Annotated in this window: 23 protein-coding genes; 12 read left to right on the top strand and 11 right to left on the bottom strand. The window is 60.7% G+C overall.

The window, feature by feature from the left end:
• Window positions 1–33: 33 nt before the first annotated feature.
• From AC07RO_RS01680 to AC07RO_RS01655, 6 genes are all read right to left on the bottom strand, one after another.
• Entirely contained in the window at window positions 34–1323 is a 1290-nt protein-coding gene (locus AC07RO_RS01680) for an MFS family transporter (RefSeq protein WP_495085119.1), read from the bottom strand.
• Window positions 1324–1492: 169 nt separating this feature from the next.
• A complete protein-coding gene (pcaF, locus tag AC07RO_RS01675) occupies window positions 1493–2695 on the bottom strand; it encodes a 3-oxoadipyl-CoA thiolase (protein WP_495085118.1) in 1203 nt (400 codons plus the stop codon).
• Window positions 2692–3471: a CoA-transferase subunit beta gene (locus AC07RO_RS01670; protein ID WP_495085117.1), complete on the bottom strand. Its 780-nt coding sequence runs from the start codon at window positions 3469–3471 to the stop codon at window positions 2692–2694. Before AC07RO_RS01670 ends, pcaF begins: the two co-directional genes overlap by 4 nt.
• Window positions 3468–4328: a CoA transferase subunit A gene (locus AC07RO_RS01665; protein WP_495085116.1), complete on the bottom strand. Its 861-nt coding sequence runs from the start codon at window positions 4326–4328 to the stop codon at window positions 3468–3470. The genes AC07RO_RS01670 and AC07RO_RS01665 overlap by 4 nt, the downstream gene beginning before the upstream one ends.
• A gap of 158 nt (window positions 4329–4486) precedes the next feature.
• Complete coding sequence (gene pcaR / locus AC07RO_RS01660) at window positions 4487–5329, bottom strand: pca regulon transcriptional regulator PcaR (RefSeq protein WP_495085115.1); 843 nt, start codon at window positions 5327–5329, stop codon at window positions 4487–4489.
• A gap of 416 nt (window positions 5330–5745) precedes the next feature.
• Window positions 5746–5943 carry a hypothetical protein gene (locus AC07RO_RS01655; protein ID WP_192171697.1) on the bottom strand — a complete coding sequence of 66 codons (198 nt, stop codon included), beginning with the start codon at window positions 5941–5943 and terminating at the stop codon, window positions 5746–5748.
• Between the two features lie 205 nt (window positions 5944–6148).
• On the opposite strand from AC07RO_RS01655, the gene AC07RO_RS01650 reads away from it, so the two are divergent.
• Together AC07RO_RS01650 and AC07RO_RS01645 are read left to right on the top strand one after the other, a co-directional pair.
• Complete coding sequence (locus AC07RO_RS01650; RefSeq protein ID WP_037014498.1) at window positions 6149–6346, top strand: hypothetical protein; 198 nt, start codon at window positions 6149–6151, stop codon at window positions 6344–6346.
• Between the two features lie 244 nt (window positions 6347–6590).
• Window positions 6591–8063 (top strand): inorganic phosphate transporter, encoded by a 1473-nt coding sequence (locus AC07RO_RS01645; RefSeq protein WP_192171698.1) that lies wholly within the window; start codon window positions 6591–6593, stop codon window positions 8061–8063.
• 60 nt (window positions 8064–8123) lie between these two features.
• Here the strand turns inward: AC07RO_RS01645 and AC07RO_RS01640 are convergent, their stop codons facing one another.
• The gene (locus tag AC07RO_RS01640; protein ID WP_495085114.1) at window positions 8124–9614 is read right to left on the bottom strand and encodes a helicase HerA-like domain-containing protein; all 1491 of its coding nucleotides are present in this window, start codon (window positions 9612–9614) and stop codon (window positions 8124–8126) included.
• A gap of 229 nt (window positions 9615–9843) precedes the next feature.
• On the opposite strand from AC07RO_RS01640, the gene gpgS reads away from it, so the two are divergent.
• Genes gpgS through gpgF form a run of 3 tightly spaced genes read left to right on the top strand, consistent with a single transcriptional unit; the run spans window position 9844 to window position 12720 of the window.
• Window positions 9844–10956 (top strand): N-acetylglucosaminyl phosphatidylglycerol synthase, encoded by a 1113-nt coding sequence (gene gpgS, locus AC07RO_RS01635; RefSeq protein WP_495085113.1) that lies wholly within the window; start codon window positions 9844–9846, stop codon window positions 10954–10956.
• Window positions 10949–11728 (top strand): N-acetylglucosaminyl phosphatidylglycerol deacetylase, encoded by a 780-nt coding sequence (gpgD, locus tag AC07RO_RS01630; protein ID WP_495085112.1) that lies wholly within the window; start codon window positions 10949–10951, stop codon window positions 11726–11728. The genes gpgS and gpgD overlap by 8 nt, the downstream gene beginning before the upstream one ends.
• Window positions 11725–12720, top strand: coding sequence for a glucosaminyl phosphatidylglycerol flippase (gene gpgF / locus AC07RO_RS01625; protein ID WP_282366025.1), 996 nt, complete (start codon window positions 11725–11727; stop codon window positions 12718–12720). The genes gpgD and gpgF overlap by 4 nt, the downstream gene beginning before the upstream one ends.
• Here gpgF and AC07RO_RS01620 read toward each other — a convergent pair.
• Both AC07RO_RS01620 and purU read right to left on the bottom strand, forming a co-directional pair.
• Complete coding sequence (locus AC07RO_RS01620) at window positions 12697–12885, bottom strand: hypothetical protein (protein ID WP_346627086.1); 189 nt, start codon at window positions 12883–12885, stop codon at window positions 12697–12699. The two genes, gpgF and AC07RO_RS01620, sit on opposite strands and share 24 nt — an antisense overlap.
• Before the next feature lie 115 nt (window positions 12886–13000).
• A complete protein-coding gene (gene purU, locus AC07RO_RS01615) occupies window positions 13001–13852 on the bottom strand; it encodes a formyltetrahydrofolate deformylase (RefSeq protein WP_346627085.1) in 852 nt (283 codons plus the stop codon).
• A 347-nt stretch (window positions 13853–14199) separates the two neighbouring features.
• Here purU and mvaT point away from each other — a divergent pair, with 347 nt between their 5' ends.
• Entirely contained in the window at window positions 14200–14577 is a 378-nt protein-coding gene (mvaT, locus tag AC07RO_RS01610) for a histone-like nucleoid-structuring protein MvaT (RefSeq protein WP_192171704.1), read from the top strand.
• Between the two features lie 99 nt (window positions 14578–14676).
• Here the strand turns inward: mvaT and sbcB are convergent, their stop codons facing one another.
• A complete protein-coding gene (gene sbcB, locus AC07RO_RS01605) occupies window positions 14677–16107 on the bottom strand; it encodes an exodeoxyribonuclease I (RefSeq protein WP_495085111.1) in 1431 nt (476 codons plus the stop codon).
• Between the two features lie 235 nt (window positions 16108–16342).
• On the opposite strand from sbcB, the gene AC07RO_RS01600 reads away from it, so the two are divergent.
• From AC07RO_RS01600 to AC07RO_RS01585, 4 genes are read left to right on the top strand one after another with little or no spacing between them, the layout of a single operon-like run.
• On the top strand, window positions 16343–17080 hold the full coding sequence (locus AC07RO_RS01600; RefSeq protein ID WP_346627083.1) for an RDD family protein: 738 nt from the start codon (window positions 16343–16345) through the stop codon (window positions 17078–17080).
• Window positions 17077–18057 (top strand): stage II sporulation protein M, encoded by a 981-nt coding sequence (locus tag AC07RO_RS01595; RefSeq protein ID WP_282366014.1) that lies wholly within the window; start codon window positions 17077–17079, stop codon window positions 18055–18057. The genes AC07RO_RS01600 and AC07RO_RS01595 overlap by 4 nt, the downstream gene beginning before the upstream one ends.
• On the top strand, window positions 18044–19690 hold the full coding sequence (locus AC07RO_RS01590; protein WP_495008634.1) for a DUF4129 domain-containing protein: 1647 nt from the start codon (window positions 18044–18046) through the stop codon (window positions 19688–19690). Before AC07RO_RS01595 ends, AC07RO_RS01590 begins: the two co-directional genes overlap by 14 nt.
• Window positions 19687–20907, top strand: coding sequence for a DUF4350 domain-containing protein (locus AC07RO_RS01585; protein ID WP_495085110.1), 1221 nt, complete (start codon window positions 19687–19689; stop codon window positions 20905–20907). The genes AC07RO_RS01590 and AC07RO_RS01585 overlap by 4 nt, the downstream gene beginning before the upstream one ends.
• 73 nt (window positions 20908–20980) lie before the next feature.
• Here AC07RO_RS01585 and AC07RO_RS01580 read toward each other — a convergent pair whose 3' ends face one another.
• A complete protein-coding gene (locus tag AC07RO_RS01580; protein ID WP_495085109.1) occupies window positions 20981–22501 on the bottom strand; it encodes a diguanylate cyclase domain-containing protein in 1521 nt (506 codons plus the stop codon).
• Window positions 22502–22892: 391 nt separating this feature from the next.
• On the opposite strand from AC07RO_RS01580, the gene AC07RO_RS01575 reads away from it, so the two are divergent.
• Window positions 22893–24014 (top strand): AAA family ATPase, encoded by a 1122-nt coding sequence (locus tag AC07RO_RS01575; protein WP_495085108.1) that lies wholly within the window; start codon window positions 22893–22895, stop codon window positions 24012–24014.
• The gene (locus AC07RO_RS01570) at window positions 24011–25366 is read left to right on the top strand and encodes a DUF58 domain-containing protein (protein WP_495085107.1); all 1356 of its coding nucleotides are present in this window, start codon (window positions 24011–24013) and stop codon (window positions 25364–25366) included. The genes AC07RO_RS01575 and AC07RO_RS01570 overlap by 4 nt, the downstream gene beginning before the upstream one ends.
• Window positions 25367–25374: the final 8 nt, after the last annotated feature.

The following is a 25374-nucleotide window of genomic DNA, read 5'->3' as shown; positions in this document are numbered from 1 at the left end:
GCCCTGCAAGGACGCGCGCTCCAAGATCCGGGATCAGTGGTCTTCGTGCAGGTAAGCCGGCTTCTTCGGCAGGCGCAGGCTGAACAGGAAAGCAATCGCCATCATCGCGGTCACGTACCAGTAGAAGGTGTTTTCCATGCCCATGTTCTTCAGCCCCAAAGCCACGTATTCAGCGGAGCCACCGAAAATAGCGTTGGCCACGGCATAGGCCAGACCGACGCCCAGCGCACGCACCTGCACCGGAAACATCTCGGCTTTCACCAGACCGCTGATCGAGGTGTAGAAACTGACGATGGCCAATGCCAGGGTGATCAGCACGAACGCGATGACCGGGCTGGTGGTGGTTTTCAACGTCAGCAGCAGCGGCACCGTGCACAGGGTGCCCAGCCCGCCGAACCACAGCATCGAGGCGCGGCGACCGATCTTGTCAGCGAGCATTCCGAACACCGGCTGCATGCACATGTACAGGAACAGCGCACCGGTCATGATGTAGCTCGCGACCTTGGCATCCATGTGCACGGTGTTGACCAGGTATTTCTGCATGTACGTGGTGAAGGTGTAGAAAATCAGCGAGCCGCCGGCGGTATAGCCCAGCACGGTGATGAACGCCGCTTTGTGATCGCGGAACAGCGCAGACATGCTGCCCGCGTCCTTGTTCTGACGCACTTCGGCGGTGGTGGTCTCTTTCAGCGACCGGCGCAGCACCAGCGAGATCACCGCCGCGACCGCACCGACCACGAATGGAATCCGCCAGCCGTAGGATTTCAGCTCATCGGCACTGAGAAACTGCTGCAGGATGACCACGGTCAGCACGGCCAACAGCTGGCCGCCAATCAGCGTCACGTACTGAAACGAAGCGAAAAACCCGCGCTGCCCCCGCAACGCGACTTCGCTCATGTACGTGGCGGTGGTGCCGTACTCACCACCCACTGACAGGCCCTGGAACAGGCGCGCCATCAACAACAGAAACGGCGCCCATGCACCGATCGACGCGTAAGTGGGCAGACAGGCAATGACCAGCGAGCCCGCGCACATCATCAGCACGGAAATCATCATCGAGTTTTTGCGGCCGTGCTTGTCGGCCACGCGACCGAACAGCCAGCCGCCGATGGGACGCATCAGAAAGCCTGCGGCGAAGACGCCCGCGGTGTTGAGCAACTGAACGGTCGGGTCATCGGAAGGAAAGAATGCAGGCGCGAAATAGATGGCGCAGAAGGCGTAGACGTAGAAGTCGAACCATTCGACGAGGTTGCCCGATGAGGCCCCCACGATTGCGAAGATCCGCTTGCGCCGCTCTTCTCCGGTGTAGTGAGTCGTTGTCATTATTATCTCCCCAGGTGTTAGTAAGGTCAGCCAGTCTAAGACATAACCTGCAACATTTAGACTTAAGCAGTAACGTTTCGACATCACAAGGACAACCACCCGAGTCAGCAAGTTGCCCCTTTCGCGGAGGCAAGCGATGACTCGGGTGGCTGAGTTGCAAAAATGTCGTCTAGCGCTCTATTGCGAGGGCCAGCCCCTGCCCCACGCCGACGCACATCGTGGCGAGCGCTTTGCTGCCGCCGGTTTTTTCCAGTTGATGCAACGCCGTCAACACCAGCCGCGCGCCGCTCATGCCCAGCGGATGCCCCAGCGAAATCGAGCCGCCGTTTGGGTTCACCTTGGGTGAATCGTCAGCAATGCCCAGTTCACGCAAGACCGCCAGGCCCTGACTGGCGAACGCTTCGTTGAGCTCGATGACGTCGAAATCACTGACCGACAAACCCAGCCGTGCCACCAGCTTGCGTACCGCCGGGACCGGGCCAATGCCCATGACGCGAGGCTCAACGCCGGCGCTGGCCATCCCCAGTACGCGAGCGCGCGGCGTGAGGCCGTGTTTCTTGACGGCGTCGGCGGACGCCAGAATCATCGCCGCCGCGCCGTCGTTCAGGCCTGCCGCGTTGCCCGCTGTGACGGTTTTGCCAGCCCCGTTGACCGGCTTGAGCTTGGCGAGCGCTTCAAGGCTGGTGTCGGCACGGGGGTGCTCGTCGGTGTCGACGACGGTCTCACCCTTTTTGTGGGCGACGCGCACGGGCACGATTTCCTCGGCGAAGAAGCCCGAAGCCTGAGCCGCCGCCGTACGCTGCTGGCTGCGCAGAGCAAAGGCGTCCTGATCCTCTCGGGAGATGCCGAAGTCTTCAGCGACGTTATCGCCGGTCTGCGGCATGGTCTCAACGCCGTACTGGTCCTTCATGTGCGGATTGACGAAACGCCAGCCCAAGGTGGTGTCTTCCAGCTTCTGGCCGCGTCCGAATGCCGTGTCGGCCTTGCCCATCACAAAAGGGGCGCGGGACATGGACTCGACGCCGCCGGCAATGGCCAGCTCCATCTCGCCGCAGGCAATGGCGCGGAACGCAGAACCCACCGCGTCCAGGCCAGAGGCACACAAGCGATTGAGGGTCACGCCCGGCACGCTGGCCGGCAGACCCGCCAACAGCGCAGCCATGCGCGCGACGTTGCGGTTGTCCTCCCCGGCCTGATTGGCACAGCCGAGGAACACTTCGTCCAGCTCATCCCAGTTGACAGACGGGTTGCGCGCCATCAGGGCCTGGATCGGCAGCGCTGCCAGATCATCCGCCCGAACGGTCGCCAGGCCGCCGCCATAACGGCCAATGGGGGTGCGAATCGCGTCGCAGATAAAGACGTCACGCATCATGCTTCTCCCGGCGCCTGACCATGGGCGGCAGCGGTTCGCGCTTCCAGATCGCGCAGCGCGGTCAGTTCGTACTCGCTGGGTACATCGGAAGTCTTCACGGTGTCGGCAAAACGCACGTCCCAACCGGTGGCGGCGATCACCTGCTCGCGGGTTACGCCGGGGTGCAGCGTGGTCACGACGAATTCGTGGGTGCCCGCTTCCGGCTCCATGATGCACAGGTCAGTGATGATGCCGACCGGCCCGGCGCCCGGCAGGCCGAGGCGCTTGCGGGAGTCGCCGCCTTCGCCGTGGCCCACCGAGGTCAGGAAGTCCAGCTTGTTGACGAAGGTCCGTGGCGATTGCTTGAGGATGATCAGCACTTCTTTGGCCGACCCGGCAATTTCCGGCGCGCCTCCGGCACCCGGCAGGCGTACTTTCGGCTGGTGATAATCGCCGACCACCGTGGTGTTGATGTTGCCGAACCGGTCGACCTGAGCCGCGCCGAGAAACCCGACATCGACACGGCCGCCCTGCAGCCAGTAACGGAAGATCTCACTGGTGGAGACCACGGTGTCAGCGGTTTCCGCCAGTTCGCCGTCACCGATGGACAGTGGCAGCACGTCAGGCTTGGCGCCGATGGGCCCTGATTCGTAAATCAGCACCACGTCGGGCGAGGAAGTGACGCGCGCCAGATTGGCCGCTTTCGAGGGCAGACCGATGCCGACAAAGCACACGGCGCCGTTTTTCAACCGGCGCGCGGCGGCGACGGTCATCATTTCGCTGGTGGAATAAGTCATTGGTGAGCCTCCGCCGCGTGGGCCAGCTTGTTCTTGAACTCACTGAAGTCACGGGTGCCATGGATGTATTCGTCGATCCAGGCGGTAAACGCCTCACGGTCGCGGGCGATGGCGTCCCACGCCTGATAGAAACGGTTGTCGCGCTCGTAGTAGCCGTGGGCGTAGGAAGGATGCGCTCCGCCTGGCACGACGCAAACCGCACTCAGCGCCCAGGTGGGCAGCACGCAGGCGTTCATCGGCGCCTTGAGGTCATCGACAATTTCCTCGACCGTGACAATGCAGCGCTTGGCCGCCAACGCCGCTTCTTTCTGAACCCCGAGAATGCCCCACAGCAGCACGTTGCCTTTACGGTCAGCTTTCTGCGCGTGGATCACCGTCACATCGGGGCGTACCGCCGGCACCGCCGCCAGCACTTCTCCGGTGAACGGGCAAGTGACCGACTTTATCAGCGGGTTGACCTTGGGCAGGTCCGAACCGGCATACGCCCGCAGCACCGCGAACGGCAGCCCGGATGCGCCCGCCACATAGGCATTGGCGAGGTCGGCGTGGCTGTGTTCTTCAATCTCCATGGGCTGCGGCCATTGCCGTTCGACGGCATCGCGAAGCCGATGCAACGAGCCAACCCCGGGATTACCGCCCCACGAGAAAATCAGCCGTTTCGCACAGCCTGCGCCGATCAATTGGTCATAGATCAAGTCAGGGGTCATGCGCACCAGGGTCAGATCTTTCTTCTTCTGACGAATGAGCTCATGTCCCGCCGCGGTAGGAATGAGGTGAGTAAAGCCTTCCAGTGCAACGATGTCGCCATCGTCGACGAACTGCTTCACGGCCTCGTGAAGGGAAAGAATTGCAGCCATGGGGTGCTCCAGGTTCACACTCGTTTGCCCCGCCATTTAAGGCGTGGCGTTGAGAATGAGGTTATGCCTGGGCACGGGCTGGAACAATCCGATAACCGACTAAGTGTTCGATCACCGAACGGAGAGTGACGGGCAGCTCATGGGTTCAACAGGCTGGGTCAGGTAAACAGCTGCGTGCTCAGGTCACGGCTGGCATTCAGCATGATCGGCAGAAACTTCTGCTCCAGGTCATTGCGCGCCACTCGGCCCGCACTGGTGCTGACATTCAGCGCCGCGAGTACCTGGCCCGATGCGTCGTAGACCGGCACCGCGATGGAACGCAAACCCTGCTCCAGTTCCTGATCGACAATGCACCAGCCCTGTTGCCGCACTTGCTGCAGGCATTCGAGCAAGGCTTCCGGGGTGCGTAAGGTGCGGCTGGTTTTGGGTTGCAGATCGACGTGGTCGAGGTATTCCCGCAACGACACATCGTCCAGCGCCGCCAGCAGAATCCGGCCCATAGAGGTGCAATACGCCGGCAAACGTCCGCCCACCGCCAGATCCACAGAGATCAATCGCTGAGTCGTGGCGGAGCGGGCTATATAAAGAATGTCCTCGCCTTCCAGCGTGGCCATATTGCAGGCCTCGTGCAGCTGGTCACTCATGCGGTCGAGATAAGGCTGTGACGAAACCGCCAAGGGTGTCGAGGACAAATAGGCATGGCCAAGCGTCAGCACTTTAGGCAGCAGCGAGTAAGTGCGCCCGTCAGTGGTGGCGTAGCCCAACTTGATCAATGTATGCAGGCAACGACGAACCGCCGCTCTGGGGATTTCGGTGCGATGGCTGATCTGCGCGATGGTCAGGTGCCGCTTGCGTTCCTGGAACGCGTGAATGACGGCCAACCCTCGCGCCAGAGAGGTCATGAAATCAGGATCACCTGTGAGCGCCTGAATCCTTTTAGCAGGGGACGCAACAATCGGCGGCGCAAGTGACGTGAAAGAATTACGCAATTGATCGTTCATGCTGGCACCGTTCGTCGTGGCCGCGAAAGCCTTGTAGAACGCCACTCTCGCCGTTTTTGAAGCCCACGGCAAGCCAGCTTTGGGCGATTATCGAACGAGTGGGCGATAATCGCAATTGACCGGCTGCCCAGTTGCTTATACCTTTCACATGCCATATGAGGCTTCTTTGGATTACTGGTCAGGTACCCACTGAGAAGTCCCAGGCACGGTCTTGCTAACCCAAGGCCGTTTTTGCCTCTCCCCTCACCATTTATGTGTAACCGTTTAAATACACATCATTGTCCCCACGGTCATAAGCCGAGAATTTTACGTCGCCAGAAAACTGCCTGCGGCGTTAAACATTTGACTCGCCAAGTTGCGTCATAAATCAGACTGTCCAACTTAGGAACCTTCGTACATAAAAAAGGTATAAATCCTCAGTTGTCCGGCTGCGACAGTCTCGACAGTTGACTCGCCTGCGCATCTTCGCGATAGTGGCCGTCATTGAAGCCCAATAACGCTATCGCGTGTTTAAATCCTCGCCCCATCTGGCATGGATCCAAACACACGCAGACATTGTTCGACTCGATCGCAATGTTCAGCGACGGCAGGCCAATACCTTGGTCATCAGCCATCCTGCAGGCAATCAATAAAGAATGTTGCTACGACAGTTTTGTCATTCCGGTGCACGTAGCCGCCCTTGGTTGAAGTGTGAATCGTCTTGGCGCAGCGTCCCTGCCCGATGGTTATTCCTGATGCGATACATTGCGATCGTCAGGTCCGACACTTTCAGACTCGGCGTCATCACCGGGATTAAACTCGACCCGATCAGGTATTAACGTGACCAAAGATGAACTGCGCGCAGAATTAGAGCGCCAGGAACAACGTTACAAGGAAGTTTACGGCGGCGAAGTGACAACATACGCCGCCCAGCCCGAACCAGAGCGCAAGCCGTGGCGCAAACGGGCCAGCCTGCTTGACCAGGCGTTCAAGCAAGAGCTGCAAAAGATGGAAGAAGAACTCAAGGAAGAGCCATGAGCCGCCGCTTGCCTGTCGCTGACTTAAACAGCTGACGGCAAGCGTATTCATCGCGTTGAAGGCCAGGTTTTACAGACTCGTCCAGGGTTCAGGGGTGCTTCGCACTTTCTTTCCCGGCAGGAAGTCGACGGGCAGGCGGGACAGAAATTTCGTTGCAGGCTGCTACCAATGAGCGGCGCGCCTATCGCGCAGTTTTTTTTCTGTCATAATCCCGCCCCCTTAAGACCGGGTCAGAAAACCTTCCATGATCGATCTATTCAGCGGACTGGATGCTTGGGTAATTGTGAGCTTGTTGCTCGCCCTTGCGTTTGTCCTCACCTTCGAGTTCATCAACGGCTTTCATGACACCGCCAACGCGGTGGCGACAGTCATTTACACCAAGGCCATGCCGCCCCATCTGGCAGTATTTTTCTCGGGCGTGTTCAATTTCCTCGGGGTGCTCCTGGGTGGGGTCGGCGTGGCGTATGCCATCGTCCATCTGCTGCCGGTCGAGTTGTTGATCAACGTCAACACCGGTCATGGTCTGGCGATGGTGTTCTCGCTGCTGGCTGCGGCCATCACCTGGAACCTCGGCACCTGGTATTTCGGCATCCCGGCGTCCAGCTCCCATACATTGATCGGTTCGATTCTGGGTGTAGGCCTGGCCAACGCGCTGATCAATAACATCCCGCTGGGCGAAGGCGTGAACTGGCAGAAAGCGATCGATATCGGCGCCTCGCTGGTGTTCTCGCCACTGGCCGGTTTCATCGTGGCGGGTCTGGTCCTGTTGGCGCTGAAAGCCTGGCGCCCCCTCTCCAAGATGCACAAGACTCCGGAACAACGCCGCAAGCTCGATGACAAAAAACACCCTCCTTTCTGGAATCGCCTGGTTCTGGTGATTTCGGCGATGGCAGTGAGTTTTGTGCACGGCTCCAACGATGGTCAGAAAGGCATCGGCCTGATCATGCTGGTGCTCATCGGTATCGTCCCGGCGCAGTTCGTGCTGGACCTGAGCACCACGACTTACCAGATCGAACGCACCCGCGACGCGACCCAGCACCTGAGCCAGTTTTACCAGCGCAACAACGCGACACTGGGCGAGTACCTGGCGCTGGGCAAATCGGCGGCGGGCGACTTGCCCGAGCGTTTCAGCTGCAACCCTGAGCAAACCGAGCCGACCATTGATGCTCTGCTGAACAACCTCAAGGGCGTCAACGACTACCACACCCTCGCACCGGAACGTCGCATCGAAGTGCGTCGCTACCTGCTGTGCCTGGACGACACGGCACGCAAAGTCGGCAAGCTGCCAGCCCTTGATGCCCGTGAAAAATCGGATCTGGAGAAGCTGCGCAAGGACCTGACCGCGACCACTGAGTACGCGCCGTTCTGGGTCATCTTCGCCGTTGCACTGGCGCTGGGTATTGGCACCATGGTCGGCTGGAAACGCGTCGTGCTGACCATCGGTGAGAAGATCGGGAAGCAAGGCATGACCTACGCTCAGGGCATGTCCGCGCAGATCACCACCGCAAGCGCCATTGCGCTGGCCAACGTGTTCAGCCTGCCTGTTTCAACGACTCACATCCTGTCGTCCGGCGTGGCCGGGACCATGGTGGCGAACAAGAGCGGCCTGCAGGGCGGCACGGTTCGCAACATTCTGCTGGCATGGGTGTTGACCCTGCCCGCCACGGTCGCGCTGTCGGCAGGGTTGTTCTGGTTGGCGTCCAAAGCGCTGGCCTGACCTGACTGCACCGCCTGACCTGAAAAGCCCATTCATTGAATGGGCTTTTTTGTGGGTGCGCTAGCGGCGTTTCTTGCTGCCGCCCAGCAACGATCCCATCAACCCGCGCACCAGTTCGCGACCGATCTGGGTGGCGGCCTGGCGCATCGCACTTTTGACCGCCTGCCCCGCCAGCCCGCCCAGAAAACCACCGGCCATGTCGGCAAAGCCGCCTTCTGACTTCTCCTCAGCAGCAGGTTTCTGCGCGGGGTCCACTGATGCGCCTTTGCGCGCCAGCAGCATTTCGTAAGCCGATTCGCGATCCACGGGTTTGTCGTAGCGACCGGCCAGTGGCGACCGTGCGATCAGCGTGTCGCGCTCAGCCTGGGTCAACGGCCCGATGCGCGATTGCGGCGGCGCGACCAACACACGCTGGACGATTTCAGGCGTGCCCTTGTCCTGCAGCGTGCCCACCAGCGCCTCACCGATGCCCAACTCGGTCAGCACCGAGAGCGCGTCGAACTCGGGATTGGGGCGAAACCCGTCCGCAACGGCTTTCAGCGATCGTTGCTCCTTGCTGGTGAACGCGCGCAGGCCATGCTGAATGCGCAAACCGAGCTGCGCCAGAACGTAGTCCGGCAGATCCCCCGGCGACTGAGTGACGAAATACACGCCGACGCCTTTCGAGCGAATCAGCCGTACCACCTGCTCCAGCCGGTCCTGCAGCGCCTTCGGCTTATCCGTGAAGAGCAAATGCGCTTCGTCGAAGAACAGCGCCAGCAACGGTTTATCGGCATCGCCGCGCTCAGGCAATTGCTCGAACAGCTCGGCCAGGAGCCACAGCAGGAAAGTAGCGTAGACCTTCGGCGACTCGTGCACCAACCGGCTGGCGTCCAGCAGATGAATCTGCCCGCGGCCATCGCTCGCGGGCTGCAAGATGTCTTCCAGTTGCAGCGCCGGCTCGCCGAACAAGGCCTCGGCGCCTTGCTGTTCAAGGATCGCCAGCCGACGCAGCAGCGCCTGACTCGACCCCGTGGTCATCAACGCGCTGTCGTCGCCGAGGACTTCGGGGTTGTCGCGCAAATGATTGAGCAGCGCCTTGAGGTCCTTGATGTCCAGCAACAACAGCCCTTCCCGATCCGCCACCTTGAATGCGGCGTACAGCGCCGATTGTTGGCTGTCCGTCAATTCCAGCAAACTTCCCAGCAGCAGCGGGCCCATTTCCGACAGGGTTGTGCGCAACGGATGGCCCGTTTCACCGTGCACGTCCCACAGTGTCACCGGATAGCCCTGAGGTTTATGGTGCAGCCAGGGTATGCCGGCGATGCGCTCGGCGATCTTGCCTTGAGGGTTGCCCGGGGCGCCGAGCCCGCAGAGATCACCCTTGATGTCCGCCGCGAACACGGCCACGCCGGCGTCGCTGAACACTTCCGCCAGGCGCTGCAAGGTGACGGTTTTCCCGGTGCCCGTCGCGCCGGCCACCAGCCCGTGACGGTTGGCCAGACGCATCGCCTGCCCGATCGGCTGGCCCTTCAGGTCAGCACCAATAAGAATCTGTTGTGAGTCAGGCATCCGTTCACCCAAGCGTTGCATTTGATATTCCCGAGGGGACTGCGGCGACAGCCCAATTGGACCGGCACAGCCGAGCCTCCCTCAGGCCACCTCGCTACTCTAGCGCAAGACTCTGACGCAAGCGGCGTAACGCTAGTTCATGGGCGTGGGTGCGACGATCTGCAACCGAACATCTGTATCTGTGGATGGTCAACCCCAGAAGGACTGAATCAATGGACGAAGGCATCCCATGCACATTGCTGACATGACCATGTTCTACGCCCCTGCAAGCGGCGGCGTGCGCACGTACCTGGATGCCAAACACCGCCGCCTCGCGCTTTACCCGGGCGTGCGACACAGCCTGCTGATCCCGGGCCCGCAAAGCAGTCATGAAGACGGCATATACCGGGTTCCGGCGCCGCCCGTACCGTTTGGCAACGGCTATCGTTTTCCACTGCGCGTCGGTCCCTGGCGAGAGGCCCTGCGAAATCTGCGGCCAGACCTCATTGAAGTGGGCGATCCTTATCTTACCGCCTGGGCTGCACTGGATGCCCGACGCCAACTGGACGTGCCAGTGATTGGCTTTTACCACTCCGACTTGCCGCTGCTGGTGAGCAACCGGATTGGCACCTGGCTGGGGGCCAACGTCGAGAATTACGTCAGCAAGCTCTACGGCAATTTTGACCGAGTGCTGGCGCCGAGCGCGGCGATGGCGGACAAGCTGATCCGCCTGGGTGTGAAGAACGTTCATGTGCAGCCATTGGGGGTTAATCTGCAGACGTTCCATCCCTCCCGGCGAGATCCTGGTCTCAAGGCCGAGCTGGCCCTGCCGGATGAAACCCACCTGCTTATCTTTGCGGGCCGAGGTTCGAAAGAGAAAAACCTGACCGTTCTGCTCGACTGCATGAAGGCGCTGGGCGCGGGTTATCACCTGTTGCTGGTGGGCTCCCATATGCCGACCGGCGTGCCGGCCAACGTCACGGTTGTGGATAAATTTCGTCCTGCTGCCGAAGTCGCGCGCCTATTGGCGAGTGCCGATGCGCTGGTACATGCCGGGGACCAGGAAACCTTCGGTCTGGTGGTGATTGAAGCCATGGCCAGCGGGATTCCGGTGGTGGCGGTCGATGCCGGGGCCTTCCGCGAAATCGTCCCCGAGCACTGCGGCCTGCTGTGCGAACCCAATCAACCACCGGCCATGGCGGCAGCGGTGCGTCAGCTGTTTGCCGAGAACGCCCCATTCCGAGGCGAAGAGGCGCGGCGTCATGTCGAGGCACATTATGCGTGGGACGCCGTGGTCGCCGGCTTGCTCGGCCATTACCAGGCAGTACTCGGCGCCCGTCAGCCGGTCTATGCCCATGGCTGAGATTCCCGCAATCACGCAACGCAGCCTGATGCTGGTGCTCCACGACGTGGCCCCGCAAACCTGGCCGGATTATCGACCCTTCGTTGAGGCGGTCGACAAGCTAGGGAACATCCCCATCACCTGGCTGGTGGTGCCGAATTTCCACAAGCACGATCCGATCGACGCCAACCCGGATTTCCAGCGGTTGATGCACGACCGCCTCGTACGGGGTGACGAACTGGCGCTGCACGGCTATTACCATTGCGACGACAGCCCTGCCCCACGCACGCCCCATGAGTTTTTCATGCGGCGCATTTACACCTGGGAGGGCGAGTTCTACACCCTAGACGAACATCAGGCGATGCAACGGCTGGAAGCAGGCATGGAGGTGTTCCGGCGCAACGACTGGCCACTTCACGGATTCGTCGCTCCCGCCTGGCTGATGAGCGAAGGCACGCGCAATGCCCTGCGAAAATTGCCATTGGACTACACAAGTGATGCCCAACACTTGTATCGTCTGCCGGACTTTTCCGAGATCGATGCGCCCGGGATCGTCTGGAGCGCTCGCAGCGCCTGGCGCCGGGGCGTATCGAAAATCGTCAGCAACCACCGTGAGGCTCAATTGCATAACGCCGCAACCATCCGTCTGGGGCTGCACCCCGTAGACATGCGCCACGACTTTTCCCGTCGTTACTGGCTGCAAGCCCTTGAGCGCTTGTTGAACGACGGCCGTACGCCGATGAGCAAATTTGCCTGGTTACAGGGCCTGAATGCCGCCAGGTCTGCGGCGTGAGGCGACTTGGCTGGCTCGCAGCAGCACTGATACTCGCCCTGCTGATTCCGTTCTTCATGGGCGGCGCAGACATGTTTCACCGCCTGCGCAACTTCCCGGTGACGCTCCTGATCGGCATGTTCGTCATGGTGTTGGTGGGCTGGTGCATGAACACGATGCGCCTGCGCCTGTTGCTCGGCGACGCCGCCAGCGGCATCGGCATGCGCAAAAGTCTCGCGGTGGTGATGGCCACGGAATTTGCCTACTGCGCCACGCCCGGGGGCAGCGGCGCGCCCTTGACGCTGGTCGCACTGCTCTCGCGCAGCGGTATTGGTCCGGCGAAAAGCACAGCGGCCTTTGCCACTGACCAACTGATGGATCTGGTGTTTTTTCTCCTCGCGCTGATCGGCATCCTGATCTACGCGGTGTTCCACCAGCTCAGCGAAAACCTTGAATGGATGCTCATTGCCAGCGCCCTGCTGATCGGCGCCGGACTTTGTGCCTGTGCCGGTTTCGCGCGGTATCACCGACGCATCATTCTGTTCAACGGTCGGGTGCTCAAGCGCCTGAAGCGCAAGAACACCACGCGTATTCGCTGGGCGCGCAAGCTGCTGCACTTTCGCGACGCGCTGGCTGAAACCTGGAAAATGCCCCACCGCATTCTGCTGCAGGTATTTGCGCTGACCTGCGTGCACTGGAGTCTGCGTTACAGCGTGCTGTACCTGGCGCTGCAAGGGTTGGGCGTGAATATCGACTGGGCGTGGACGTTTCTGGTGCAGATGCTGTCGCTGAGCGCCGGGCAGTTCAGCCTGTCGCCGGGCGGTGCGGGAGCGGCGGAGTTGACGTCGGCGGCCTTGTTGGCGCCGATGGTGGGCAAGTCGACGGCAGCGGCCGCGATCCTCATCTGGCGGATCGTCACCTATTACTTCTATCTGGTCGCGGGCGGGCCGGTGTTTCTGCTGATGGTCGGGCGCCCCCTTTTGAACAAGTTACTGCGGATCAAGACGGTCTGATTCGTCTTCCTGTCTGGCAGACGTCAGTTCTTTCCATAAGGCTTCCGCCCCCTCGAAGTCCGTGCCGTCTTCCGGCGACAGTGCGTCGACGTCGTAACGGCTCAGGCATCCCTCGCCAAGGGTCGGCGGGGCTTTGGATGTGGCTTTGTCGAGGGGGTCGGTCATGGTGATTCCGCCTGTCGTGCCGGAGAAGCTGCACTGTTCGCAAACAATCGAGTTGCAGTAAGCCGCTGAACTTAAGCGGCTCACCCAAACCGCTTAATCACTGCTTAATCACTGCTTAATCAAAGACCACTGTCTTGTTGTCATGCACCAGCACGCGGTCTTCAAGGTGTGCGCGCAGGCCGCGAGCGAGCACCATCTTCTCCACGTCGCGACCGAAACGCACCATGTTTTCGATGCTGTCGCGATGGCTGACGCGCACCACGTCCTGCTCGATGATCGGACCGGCGTCCAGTTCTTCGGTGACGTAGTGGCAAGTAGCGCCGATCAGTTTCACGCCACGCAGCGACGCCTGGTGATACGGCTTGGCGCCGACAAACGAAGGCAGGAAGCTGTGGTGAATGTTGATGACCTGATGCGCGTATTCCCGGCACAGTTGCGGCGGCAGGATCTGCATGTAACGCGCCAGCACAACAACGTCGGCTTCGTGGTGTTTGACCAGACGCGAGACTTCGGCGAACGCCGGCTCTTTGTCTTTCGGATCAACCGGCACGTGGTAATAAGGAATGTTGTGCCACTCGACCATACTGCGCAGGTCCTGGTGGTTGGAAATCACGCAGGCGATTTCACAGTCCAGTTCGTCGCTGTGCCAGCGGTGCAACAGGTCGGCCAGACAATGGGACTCTCGGCTTGCCATGAGCACGACGCGCTTTTTCTGCGCGGAGTCGGTAATGCGCCAGTCCATCGAAAACTCTTCGGCGATGGGCGCAAAAGCTGCACGGAAACCTTCGAGGTCGAAAGGCAGGGTATCGGCACGCATTTCATGACGCATGAAAAACCAGCCGCTGAGATTGTCAGAGTGATGGCTCGCTTCGGTAATCCAGCCGTTGTACGAGGCCAGAAAGTTACTGACCTTGGCAACGATACCGACACGGTCCGGGCAAGCAATCACCAGACGAAAAGTGCGCATGTGAAAAACTCCAGAACTTCGCAAAGGCCGCCATTCTAGCGATTACCTGACGACTGTGCAGTACCCGTATGCCGCTGATTTCAGGCGGCAAAAAAGCGCACCCTTGGGGGATAAATGCATTAGTGCCGTACCGGTTCATCGGCGACGGAAATTCGACGCCAGACACTTCGCTGAAAACAGCAAGGTCATTGGCGTTCTATAACGCTACATGTGTATCTAAATCGAGGGTATGTCTGCGGCTATTTCAAAATGCTACGGATAAAACTTTTCTTAAATGTTTACTTGCGCAAACACTCTGATTATTATGCGCCCATCGCATCATGCCCATCACAACATAGGTATCCCCCATGTCACTGATCAACGAATACCGCGCAACAGAAGAAGCCATCAAAGAACTGCAAGCCCGCCTGCAAAATCTGCAACAAGACGACAAACTGCAGAAAGAACTTGAGTTCGAAGGCAAACTGCGCACGTTGATGGGCGAATATCAGAAATCCCTGCGCGACATCATCGCGCTGCTGGATCCAGACTCCAAAATGAAGGCTCCACGTGGCGCTGTTGTGAAGCCGGTCGGCACCAAACGCGCTCGCAAGGTCAAGCAATACAAAAACCCGCACAACGGTGAAATCATCGAAACCAAAGGCGGCAACCACAAGACGTTGAAAGAGTGGAAAGCCAAGTGGGGCGGCGACGAGGTTGAAGGCTGGGCAACTCTGCTGGGCTAATTGCCGGTTTTAGAGTCAGCCGTCGCGCAGAGATGTTAGACTCAAAAAGACGCCAGCCATGCTGGCGTTTTTTATTGCCTGCCATTTACCCCTATGCGCTTATAGTCCCAGACGCTGTTTCAACACCAGAGAGTATTCCTGCCACTGGGCGAGCACTTTGAGTTGCTCGGGCGTGGCCTTCAGCGAGAGTTCGACCAGCGCACGGCTGAACGCCTTGAGCGTATTGGGGGCGCCGGCCTGAGGATCGCTCAGGCGCAACTGACAAAACGCCAACCAGCGCTGTTGCTCTGCAACGCTAAGGGTTTCGGCAAAGTTGCGGGCGCGGTAGCGGAATAACAATTCAGGCAATCGGGGATCATCGAACGGCCAGCCATCGGCAGCCAGTTGCTGGGGCTCGGCAATGCGCACCTGCTCGCAGAGACGACGATCCCGATCATTGATAAAGCCGTCGTACAACTGCTGTTCCGGATCCTCACTGGCAGCGAAGTTGTCGTTCGCATAGACGCTTTTCAACTTGTCCTGCCAGATCGTCTGCCCTTCATTCAAGGCGGCCACGCGCATTTTATAAACACTCATGTCCAGTTGCAGACGCTGACGGTCCTCCTCGCGAAGCACGCTCAGCGGGGCAATGACCGGGCATTTATTAACATGCAGCAATTTCAGCGGAACCGGTAACTGGCCTTCGAGCAGATCTTCGCGGCGAGTATATAGACGCTGACGCAAGGTCTCGCCGTCTTCGTCCAGCAACGGGCTGTGGTCATGGAACAGGTCACAGACAATCAATGCATTTCGGTTCACCGGATGCCAGGCCAGCGGAAGTACGACGCTCACATAACTTCGCGCTGCGGAGAAACGACCCGATATATGCACAAGTGGCTGCATCAATCGAATCTGATCCTGGACCTTGTGCTTGAAGCGCAAGCCAAAAAGATAATCGTAAAGTTTGGGTTGCTTATCGCGGACCAGACGCGCCAGCGCGATGGTTGCGCGGACATCGGAGAGCGCGTCATGGGCATGACCATGATCGATCCCGTTGGCCGCCGTCAGCCGCTCAAGTTTCAGCGTGACCCGGCCCTCTTCTTGCGGCCAGACAATGCCCTCCGGACGCAGCGCATAAGCCGTGCGCACCACATCAATCAAATCCCAGCGGCTGTTGCCGCCCTGCCATTCGCGTGCGTAGGGATCGAAAAAGTTGCGATAAAGACTGTAGCGGGTCATCTCATCGTCAAAACGCAACGTGTTGTAACCCGCGCTGCAGGTGCCGGGCAGAGACATCTCCGCGTGCAGTCGGGTCATGAAGTCTGCTTCACACAAGCCTTTTTCCGCGAGCCGGTCAGGCGTGATGCCTGTCACCAGGCATGCCGCCGGATGGGGGAGGATGTCATCGCTGGGCTGGCAATACAGGTTGATCGGCTCGCCGATCTCGTTGAGCTGATCGTCCGTACGAATGCCCGCCACTTGCAGCGGCCGGTCGTTGCGTGGATTGATCCCGGTGGTTTCGTAGTCGTACCAGAAGATGCTGGAAGTCACGGGCTGATCCTGAACAAAAGACCGGGCGAGTTTAACAGATGCCCCTCCGCGCCTGACGCCAGCGAATACACCCCGAGGCCCGAGATACGGCGACACAGTTTGTGCGAAAGTGGCGGCTGTCGAAGGCCAGCAAGTTGTAACAGGCTCTTTCCCACACATTGTCCAGAATCATCCTGTTGCTTAGCCACTCCGGCGTGGCTAGCATCAAACCTCTTCCACCGGCGTACCTTCCTCTATGTCCCTTTCCCATGCAGAGCCAGGATTTACTGCACCGCTTGCCCTGCTGGACACTCGTGTTCGCATGGAAACGCCCGAGGGCATAGACCTCATCCTGCGACCTGCCGGGTTGCTGTCCCGGTCAATTGCTTTCGGCATTGATCTGATGATTCGCGGCGCGCTACTGGGTGCGCTGTTTTTCGTGCTGGGAACACTGGGCGACTTCGGCACCGGGCTGTTCATGCTCGCGCTGTTTATCGGGACCTGGGGCTATATGGTGCTCTTCGAAGTGCTGCATCAAGGGCGCACTCCGGGCAAACAGATCATGGGGCTGCGGGTCATTCACGATGACGGCACCCCGATTGGCTGGTCGGCTTCAGTGCTGCGCAACCTGCTGCGCTTCGTCGACATGCTGCCCTTCGGCTATTGCGTCGGCGCGTTTACCTGTTTGCAGCACCCGCTGTTCAAACGCCTTGGGGATCTGGCGGCGGGCACGCTGGTCATCTATCGGGACGTGCCCCCGCAACGGCCGCCACTGGCTGAAGCCACCGCGAGGATTCCGCCGCTGCCCCTCTTGCTGGAGGAACAGCGCGCCATACAAGCCTTTGCCGAGCGGCAAGGCACACTTTCTTCGGCGAGGGCTCAAGAGCTTGCTGCCATCGTCACGCAGCCTTTGCAGTTGTCCAGCTCGCGAGATCCTCACTACCCGGTCCAGCAATTGAATGGCATTGCCCACAGCCTGGCCGGCTCGTCATGAAGCAAAGCCTGTTCGAACAACGCCATGCAGAAGACTGGCAGCGTTTTGCAACACGCCTTGAGGCGCTGGAAGCGAGTCGCCGCAAAAGCGGGTCCGGTGCCGGCTTCAGCCGCGAATACCGTCAGATCTGCCAACAGCTTGCGCTGGCAATCGACCGTGGCTACGCCAGTCATCTGGTCGAGCAACTGCAGCAGCTTGCGATGCGTGGGCACCAGCAGTTGTATCGCCACCGAAGCCAGTTCAGTGCGCAGTTGCTGAGCTTTGTGCTGGCGGACTTCCCACGTCTGGTGCGTGCCGAATGGCGATGGGTCGCCCTCGCCGGCCTGCTGTTTTTTGGCAGCCTGACGCTCATGGCGCTGCTGGTCTACGGCTATCCGGATCTGGTCTACAGCGTCGTCAGCCCCGCCGATGTCGCCGGAATGCACGCCATGTACGAGCCCGCCGCACGGCGTATCGGGCAAACGGCCGAACGCGCGTCGAGCACTGACTGGCTGATGTTCGGTTACTACGTGATGCACAACGTCGGCATTGCTTTCCAGACCTTTGCCAGTGGCCTGCTGTTAGGCGTCGGCAGTCTGTTTTTTCTGTTTTTCAACGGACTGATGATTGGCGCGGTCGCGGGCCATCTCACCGACGCGGGCATGGGCACAACCTTCTGGCCGTTCGTGGTTGGACACAGCGCCTTCGAACTGACCGGCATCATGCTGGCGGGTGCGGCGGGGCTGAAACTCGGATGGGCACTGGTCGCTCCCGGCCGACTGCGCCGAGGCGAGGCACTGCGCCGCGCTGCACGGATCAGCGTGCGACTGATTGGCGGGGTCATGCTGTTCCTCCTCATCGCGGCATTCATTGAAGCGTACTGGTCGTCGATGAGCTGGCCGCCCGCGGCAGCCAAATATGGGGTGGGCGCTTCTTTGTGGTTGCTGGTCGGCGCCTACCTGACCCTTGCCGGACGCACGCCCCATGCGCCTGACTGACGCCAGCGTTGTCATACGCCCACGCACGCCGTGGGAGGCCCTCGACCTGGGCGTTCTCCTGGCGCAACGGTACCGCGCCTTGCTGATGACAAGCTGGGCCATCGTCACCTTGCCGATCTTCGCGCTGCTGACCCTGCTGCTGTGGGATTACCCGTCAGTGGCAGTCCTCGTGTTCTGGTGGCTCAAGCCAGCCTACGAACGGCTGCCGCTGCTGATTCTGTCCCAAGCGCTGTTCGGCCCGGCACCGTCACTCAGGCAGGCGCTGAAAAGCTTTCCGTCGGCACTCAAGCCGCAGTTGCTCGCGAGCCTGACCTGGCGGCGTCTGAGCCTCAGCCGCAGTTTCTATCAGCCGGTGCAGCAACTGGAGGGACTAGACGGGTTGTCCCGGGCGCAGCGCATTACCGTGCTTGGCCAGAAGGATTCCCGGGCGGCGCGTCTGCTGACCGCGCTGGGCAGTACGCTCGAAATGACCTTCTGGATCGGCCTGATGGTGCTGTTCTACGCCATGATTCCCCCGCAGATCGAAGCGGACTGGTCATGGCGCAGCCTGCTGGACATCGAGGGTGAGTGGAACTGGCTGGAGCATTTGACCAACGGGTTTTATGCCCTAGTGCTGATCGTATGGGGCCCGGTTTATGTGTCCTGCGGATTTGCGCTGTACCTCAATCGCCGGACCACGCTGGAGGCGTGGGACATCGAGCTGGGTTTCCGCAAGCTGCGTCAGCGTGTTCTGGGCAGCGCACTGGCGGTGTTGCTGGGCGGGATCCTTGTGCTGACGTTGCTGCCGTCCGCCGTCATGGCAGAGTCTGCGGCAAACCAGTGGACGGCAGATCGGTCAATGGCGGACGAAATCCCCAGCGAGTCGGGCAATAGCTGCCCGCTGCCGCCGCTGGACAACCCGCAGACCGACGAAGACGTTGCACCACCCGATTCACCTCGCCTGCTCAATCAGCCGCTGACCAGCCAGGCGTCGCAGAACGCCATCCATGCCGTGCTTGAACAACCGCCGTTCAAAAATCCCAAACCGGTGTCCGGATGGCGCATCGCCCAGCCCGCTGACGATGCCAAGCATGATGCCAAGTCAGCCGAGACACCGAACTGGCTGGCGCGACTGGTCGTCGGCGCGCTCAACGTAGGCAAGACCCTGTCGGCGGTATTCGGCGCGCTGCTGTGGACGCTGCTTGGCCTAACGGTCGCGTGGGTGATCTGGCGCTATCGGACCTGGTTCGCCACCTTCGTCGGCAAAAGCCCCCGCAAGGCGACGGCTCCACGAGACATCCCTCACCAACTCTTTGGCCTGCAGGTCCGCGCTGAAACCCTGCCGACGGATGTCGCCGATGCAGCGGAAAGACTCTGGCAACAGTCACCGCGCGAGGCATTGAGCCTTCTTTATCGCGCACTGCTGAGCCGCCTGTTGACCGATTACCAACTGCCGCTGAAAAGCGCCGACACCGAGGGCCAGATACTGGCGCGCATCGCCGAGCTCAAGCAGCCATCCCTTGATGACTTCAGCCATGAACTGACGCGCCACTGGCAGAACCTCGCCTACGGTCACCAAGTGCCGCCGGATCAGGCGCGACACACGCTGTGTTCAGGCTGGCGGAAGTTGTTCGCGCCGGGGGCAGGCGCATGAGCCGGCGCTGGATCATCGGGCTGGTCGCCGCGCTGATGCTGGTGAGCCTCGTCATCGCCAGTATGCCCGCGCTGAAGCGGCTCGAGCGTTATCAGGAAACCGTCGACCAGGGGCCTTCGCCTGAAGCGCTGGCCAACCCTTACCTCGCCGCGCAGACGTTCCTGCGTCAGCGAAACATTCAGGTGAAAACGGTTGAAACGCTCACCACTCTCCCTGACATCCGCGACCAGCCGCAAACGCTCATGCTGCTGGATTTCCGCGAAAGGATGACGCCGTCGGAGGTCAAGCGCTTGCTGGCCTGGACCCGATCAGGCGGCCGTCTTCTCTTTGTCGCCGAACAGCTGTGGGACCGGACCAAGGGAAGCAGCGGCGACCTGTTGCTGGATCAACTGCAGATTCACCAATTCCTCACCCAAGACCTGCAAGAGCAGGACCGCGAACGCCAGCGCGAACAACTCAAGCCGGTCATCCCGCTGAGCACGCCGGACATTCAAGGCCCGGAAACGCCGTGGCCCGAGCTGACCAGGCTGTTCGTGCAAAACGAAAGCGACCCGGCCTACATGAGCTTTGACCCGGCCTTCCATCTGGATGATCCCGAGGACCATGCACAGTCATGGGCCAACAGCGCTGACGCCACGCACCTGCTGCAAATGGTGTACGGCTCTGGATTAATCACGGTTGTCACCGACGCCGACCTGTGGAAAACGCAGGCCATCGGCGAATACGATAATGCCTGGCTACTCTGGTATCTGAGCCAGGACAGCACCGTCACGATGGTGCTGCGTACTGAACACGACAACCTGTTCGGGCTGCTCTGGCAATACTTCCCCCAGGCGCTGCTCGCCCTGACGCTGTGCCTCGTTGCCACGCTGTGGCATGCAGGCATGCGCCATGGCCCGATGTTGCCGATCTTTGCGCGCGGCCGTCGTCAGCTCAGCGAACACCTGCGTGCAAGCGCCGACTTCATGCTCCGCCGCGAAGGCCAGCACGCCGCGTTGCGCGCCTTGCAGCAAGACATCCTGCGTCGCGCCCGGCAACGGCATCCCGGCTTTGAGACCCTGGCGGTCACCGAACAATGGCAAACGCTGGCGCGCATGACGCGTCAGTCCACCAGCCACATCGGCCAGGCGTTGCGTCCGCGGCCGGAGCAGCGCTTGTCCAGCAGCGAATTCACCCGTCAGGTTGCGTACCTGCAAACCCTCAGGAATGCCTTATGAGCGCTTGCTCGGGATACGGTGGACATCAAAGCAACCCAACCAGCCCCGTGACGACACAGTGATACGAGGCCTGCTAAGCGTTTTGCACATCGGAAACAGGCGACACGCCGGGGACATCGTAAAACTGCGCCTGGGCTTTTCCCGCCCGCTTGGCGCGATAGAGCGCCTCGTCAGCCTGCGCCAGAACGTCGGCGAAAGCGCCGCCCGTCCAGATCGCCCCGCCGACACTGCAACTGACGTTAATGACCTCGCCAGACAGCGTCATCGGTTCCGCGAGTCTCGCGATCACCCGCTGAGCTGCGCGCTGAACGCTGGATAACGACTCACCTGCGCGCAAGGCAAGGAGCAGCACGAATTCGTCTCCGCCATGACGCACGGCAATGTCTCCGTCACGGACCGTGGTCAAGAGCCTCATTCCGACTTGCTGCAGCAAAGCATCACCCGTGGCATGCCCGAAACGGTCATTGACGAGCTTGAATCCGTCCAGGTCCAGACACAAAACGCCGTAGCTGAGTCCCTCCCTCCATTCGCTGCGCACCGCTTCGACATACTTTTCCAGCGCCGCTCGGTTGGGCAAGCCGGTGACCATATCTCGGTAAGCGATGCCTTCAACCATCGCCAACTGGCTTCTTTTCGACGTCAAACTGTCGACGAGGTGGCGGATCGCGACACTCAGCGTCTCTACTTCCCGCGAACCGTGGAGTAGCGGAATACGCAAATTGGCGCCTTCAGAAAGGCGGGCCGCTGCGTCGGCAATTTTGTTGACCGGCTTGGTGATCATGCCTGCCGCAAACCAGCCAATGATCGCAAAGGCGATAGAAAGGGCACTGCCCCAGCCAAGGATTTGACTGCGTACCTTCCGGGCTTCGGCAAACGCAACGGACACCGGTTGCCTGGCAATGACGGTCCATCCCAGGCCGGGATAATCACCAACTCCCACACTTTTGGCGGCGCCGGTCAGGTACTGAATACCGTCCGGCCAGGTTTCAACCGACCCGCTTTTGCTGACCACTCGAGGCAGATGGAGGCCCAGGCGTTTGCCAATCAGTTGCTTGGGGCCGAGCAATACCGTTCCGTCCTCGCCAATGACCAGGAACTCCAGACTCGGCAAGCGTTGCTGCAAAGGCTCCAGCAGGGTTCTTCCAACCTCATAGGCCCACTTCCAGGAGAGGTGCGTGGCGAGAACACCGGCAAGCCGGCCGGTTTCATCCCGCACCGGCATACTGATGTCGACAAATTTCATGGCTTCCCCGGTGGGATTGGGAAGGAGCTTGGCGAGCAGTACCGCATCATGTACATCGCCGACAAAAACCCTGTCGACACCATTGGCGAAGACGGGCCGTTTTGAAATGTCCACGCCCTCCAGCACGCTGTTGGTAGACGCGACCACCGTGCCATGCGCATCGGTAAGTCCGATCCAGGAATAGCTAGGAAAGTTGTCGCTGAGGCTATTCAACAGCTTGCGGGCCTGGCCGGTGCGCGCCGGGTCACGAAGCGCTTCCAGGTCGCTGAGCACAGCAAGCTCCTTGGCACGGGCGCTCATGTCAAAGTCGAGACGATCCACCATCAGATAAGCCGACTCGGTGAGCTGCAACCCGGTCTGCTCCTTCAGGCTGGAAATCGAGGTTCACCGATCACAGCGCCAAATATGCAGCTAAGAACGAGCACGAGGATTGCCACGACAATAGCGACCTGCGCCCGCAAGCTATGAAGAGAAGCAAGAATCATCGTGATACACCGTGCCGGAAAGCGGGAGAGCCGCCTTCCCTTGGCGGTGTTGTACCTTGATATCGGCTGCGCGCCGGATTTCTGGAGTGGTTAACGCAGGGCTCACCCTCACGTCCCCCTCAGTCGGGCGTCGGCAATACACCGTGCAGTTGGCCGGTCCGCGACACGTTCGAGTGATGCCGCGTGGTATTTCGGATCGAGTTGATAAAGTGCGATTACACTCTCAAATCACGCTGAATTAGGTAAGCACCTGATCCATGACAGATAAAACAGATTCGACAGTCGACACGGTTCGAGAACCACTGAGCGATCACCCAGCGAACCCGGGCCACGCAGCCGATCACCCTTCTCCCTCTGAAACCCCAGCCGTGGACCACAAACACACCGAGCCGGCCAGCGCTTCGGGCAGCCATCCGGCTCAGCAGCGCCAGCGCGCGATTCATCTGGCGCAGGCGCTGCGGCATGAGTTGAAAAAAGCAGTCATCGGCCAGGAGGCCGTCATCGATGATGTGCTGACCGCGTTGATTGGCGGCGGTCATGTGTTGCTCGAAGGCGTGCCGGGGCTGGGCAAGACGCTGCTGGTGCGGGCGCTGGCCCGGTGTTTCGGCGGCGAGTTCGCGCGCATTCAGTTCACCCCTGATCTGATGCCCAGCGACGTGACCGGCCATGCCGTGTACGACATGCAGAGCGAGCAGTTCAAGCTGCGCAAAGGGCCGCTGTTCACCCATCTGCTGCTCGCGGACGAGATCAACCGCGCCCCAGCCAAGACCCAGGCCGCGCTGCTAGAAGCGATGCAGGAACGTCAGGTCACACTGGAAGGCCGCGCGCTGCCGGTGCCGCAACCCTTCATGGTGCTGGCGACGCAGAACCCGATCGAGCAGGAAGGCACTTACCCGCTGCCCGAAGCCGAGCTCGACCGCTTCATGCTCAAGGTCCGCATGGATTATCCCCAGGCCGATCAGGAGCTGGAGATGGTCCGCCAGGTCACCCGTTCGACGCGCTCCGACATGCTCGATGTCCAGCCCCTTCGCACCTTGATGCAGGCAAAAGATGTGCTGGCGCTGCAACGCATCGCCGGCGATCTGCCGGTGGATGAACAGGTCCTCGATTACGCCGTGCGGCTGGCTCGCGCCACTCGCACGTGGCCGGGCCTGACACTCGGCGCAGGGCCGCGGGCGTCCATCGCACTGATTCGGGGAGCGCGCGCACGGGCGCTGTTGCGTGGCGGCGAGTTCGTCGTACCTGACGACGTCAAAGGCTGCGCGCTGGCGGTGCTGCGTCACCGAGTGAGGCTAGCGCCGGAGCTGGACATCGAAGGCTTGTCAGTGGATCACGTGCTCAAGCAATTGCTGGATCAGGTGGCGGCGCCGCGTCGATGAAGCAACTGCTCAAGCCGTCGACACGCATGCTCTGGTGGCTGGCCGTGCTCCTCGGCGTCTCGGTGCTGCTCGGCATTTTGCAGGCATTGGGGCGCGGCCCGATTGCCCGGCTGGACGGCTTTTTCTGGACCCTGCTGTGGGTGATGACTGCCGTAGCTGCGTTGGATGCCGCGTGGCTGTGGCGTCTGCCCTCCCCTCGGGCCAAACGGCACTTGGCCGGCAGCCTGGGAATGGGACGCTGGAGCGAGGTACGGGTCGAGCTGGAACACGATTCACCTCGCGCGCTTTCCTTAACCCTTTTTGATCATGGGCCTTCGGAGCCGGATGCCCGCTACGAAACCGAGAATCTGCCCCAGGACGTCGTGCTGCGTTCACAGCGCACCGCCCAGCTGACCTATCGGCTGCGTCCGGCCAGTCGCGGGGATTTCACCTTCGAACGGACCGAGATGCTTATCCGCAGCCCGCTGCGCCTGTGGTCATCCCGACGTTATGTGCCCACCCATGAAGCTGTCCGGGTGTACCCGGATTTCGCCCGTTTGCACAACGGGCAATTGCTGGGCGTCGAGAACTGGCTCAGGCAGATCGGCATCCGCCAACAGCCGCGCCGGGGGCTGGGCCGGGAATTTCATCAGCTGCGCGAATTTCGTGAAGGCGACAGCCTGCGTCAGATCGACTGGAAGGCCACGGCCCGGCATCGCGCGCCCATTGCGCGGGAATATCAGGATGAGCGCGATCAGCAAATCCTGTTCATGCTCGACTGCGGCAGACGCATGCGCAGCCAGGACGGGGAGCTGACGCATTTCGACCATGGGCTGAACGCCTGCCTGCTGCTGAGCTACGTGGCGTTGCGTCAGGGCGACGCGGTCGGTCTTTCAACCTTCGCGGGCGAACAGGACCGGCATCTGCCCCCCGTCAAAGGCGCCGGCCAGCTGAACGTGCTGTTGAATCACCTCTACAACGTCAACGCGACCCAGCGCCCCGCCGATTACGCGGTAGCAATGCGAAATATCCTCGCGCGGCAGAAACGCCGGGCGTTGGTGGTGTTGATCACCAACTTGCGGGACGAGGATGACGAGCAGCTACTGGAAGCGGTCAAACAGCTGAGTCGACATCATCGCGTGCTGATCGCCAGTTTGCGAGAGGCTGTGCTCGACGATCTGCGTCAAGCGCCGGTGCAGACCTGGCAAGAGGCCGTGGACTACTGCGGGACGGTCGATCTGCTCAACGCACGCAGCGGGCTGCATGAGCGTTTGGTCGCCCATGGCATCCCGGTGCTGGATGTGCGCCCCAGTGAGTTGGGGCCGGAGTTGGTCAGCCGATACATGAGCTGGAAAAAAGCCGGGGCTTTGTAGGGCGCCTG

It is taken from the genome of Pseudomonas sp. GW821-FHT07F05 (assembly GCF_059418765.1).
Note: the sequence above shows the minus strand (reverse complement) of the source record. Positions and strands in the feature narration are given on the sequence as shown.

Excerpts from the sequence above, each read along its gene's own strand:
- AC07RO_RS01680 (WP_495085119.1), bottom strand. The coding sequence starts at position 1,323 with ATGACAACGACTCACTACACCGGAGAAGAGCGGCGCAAGCGGATCTTC.
- pcaF (WP_495085118.1), bottom strand. The coding sequence starts at position 2,695 with ATGATGCGTGACGTCTTTATCTGCGACGCGATTCGCACCCCCATTGGC.
- AC07RO_RS01670 (WP_495085117.1), bottom strand. The coding sequence starts at position 3,471 with ATGACTTATTCCACCAGCGAAATGATGACCGTCGCCGCCGCGCGCCGG.
- AC07RO_RS01665 (WP_495085116.1), bottom strand. The coding sequence starts at position 4,328 with ATGGCTGCAATTCTTTCCCTTCACGAGGCCGTGAAGCAGTTCGTCGAC.
- pcaR (WP_495085115.1), bottom strand. The coding sequence starts at position 5,329 with ATGAACGATCAATTGCGTAATTCTTTCACGTCACTTGCGCCGCCGATT.
- AC07RO_RS01655 (WP_192171697.1), bottom strand. The coding sequence starts at position 5,943 with ATGGCTGATGACCAAGGTATTGGCCTGCCGTCGCTGAACATTGCGATC.
- AC07RO_RS01645 (WP_192171698.1), top strand. The coding sequence starts at position 6,591 with ATGATCGATCTATTCAGCGGACTGGATGCTTGGGTAATTGTGAGCTTG.
- AC07RO_RS01640 (WP_495085114.1), bottom strand. The coding sequence starts at position 9,614 with ATGCCTGACTCACAACAGATTCTTATTGGTGCTGACCTGAAGGGCCAG.
- gpgS (WP_495085113.1), top strand. The coding sequence starts at position 9,844 with ATGCACATTGCTGACATGACCATGTTCTACGCCCCTGCAAGCGGCGGC.
- gpgD (WP_495085112.1), top strand. The coding sequence starts at position 10,949 with ATGGCTGAGATTCCCGCAATCACGCAACGCAGCCTGATGCTGGTGCTC.
- AC07RO_RS01620 (WP_346627086.1), bottom strand. The coding sequence starts at position 12,885 with ATGACCGACCCCCTCGACAAAGCCACATCCAAAGCCCCGCCGACCCTT.
- purU (WP_346627085.1), bottom strand. The coding sequence starts at position 13,852 with ATGCGCACTTTTCGTCTGGTGATTGCTTGCCCGGACCGTGTCGGTATC.
- mvaT (WP_192171704.1), top strand. The coding sequence starts at position 14,200 with ATGTCACTGATCAACGAATACCGCGCAACAGAAGAAGCCATCAAAGAA.
- AC07RO_RS01600 (WP_346627083.1), top strand. The coding sequence starts at position 16,343 with ATGTCCCTTTCCCATGCAGAGCCAGGATTTACTGCACCGCTTGCCCTG.
- AC07RO_RS01595 (WP_282366014.1), top strand. The coding sequence starts at position 17,077 with ATGAAGCAAAGCCTGTTCGAACAACGCCATGCAGAAGACTGGCAGCGT.
- AC07RO_RS01590 (WP_495008634.1), top strand. The coding sequence starts at position 18,044 with ATGCGCCTGACTGACGCCAGCGTTGTCATACGCCCACGCACGCCGTGG.
- AC07RO_RS01585 (WP_495085110.1), top strand. The coding sequence starts at position 19,687 with ATGAGCCGGCGCTGGATCATCGGGCTGGTCGCCGCGCTGATGCTGGTG.
- AC07RO_RS01575 (WP_495085108.1), top strand. The coding sequence starts at position 22,893 with ATGACAGATAAAACAGATTCGACAGTCGACACGGTTCGAGAACCACTG.
- AC07RO_RS01570 (WP_495085107.1), top strand. The coding sequence starts at position 24,011 with ATGAAGCAACTGCTCAAGCCGTCGACACGCATGCTCTGGTGGCTGGCC.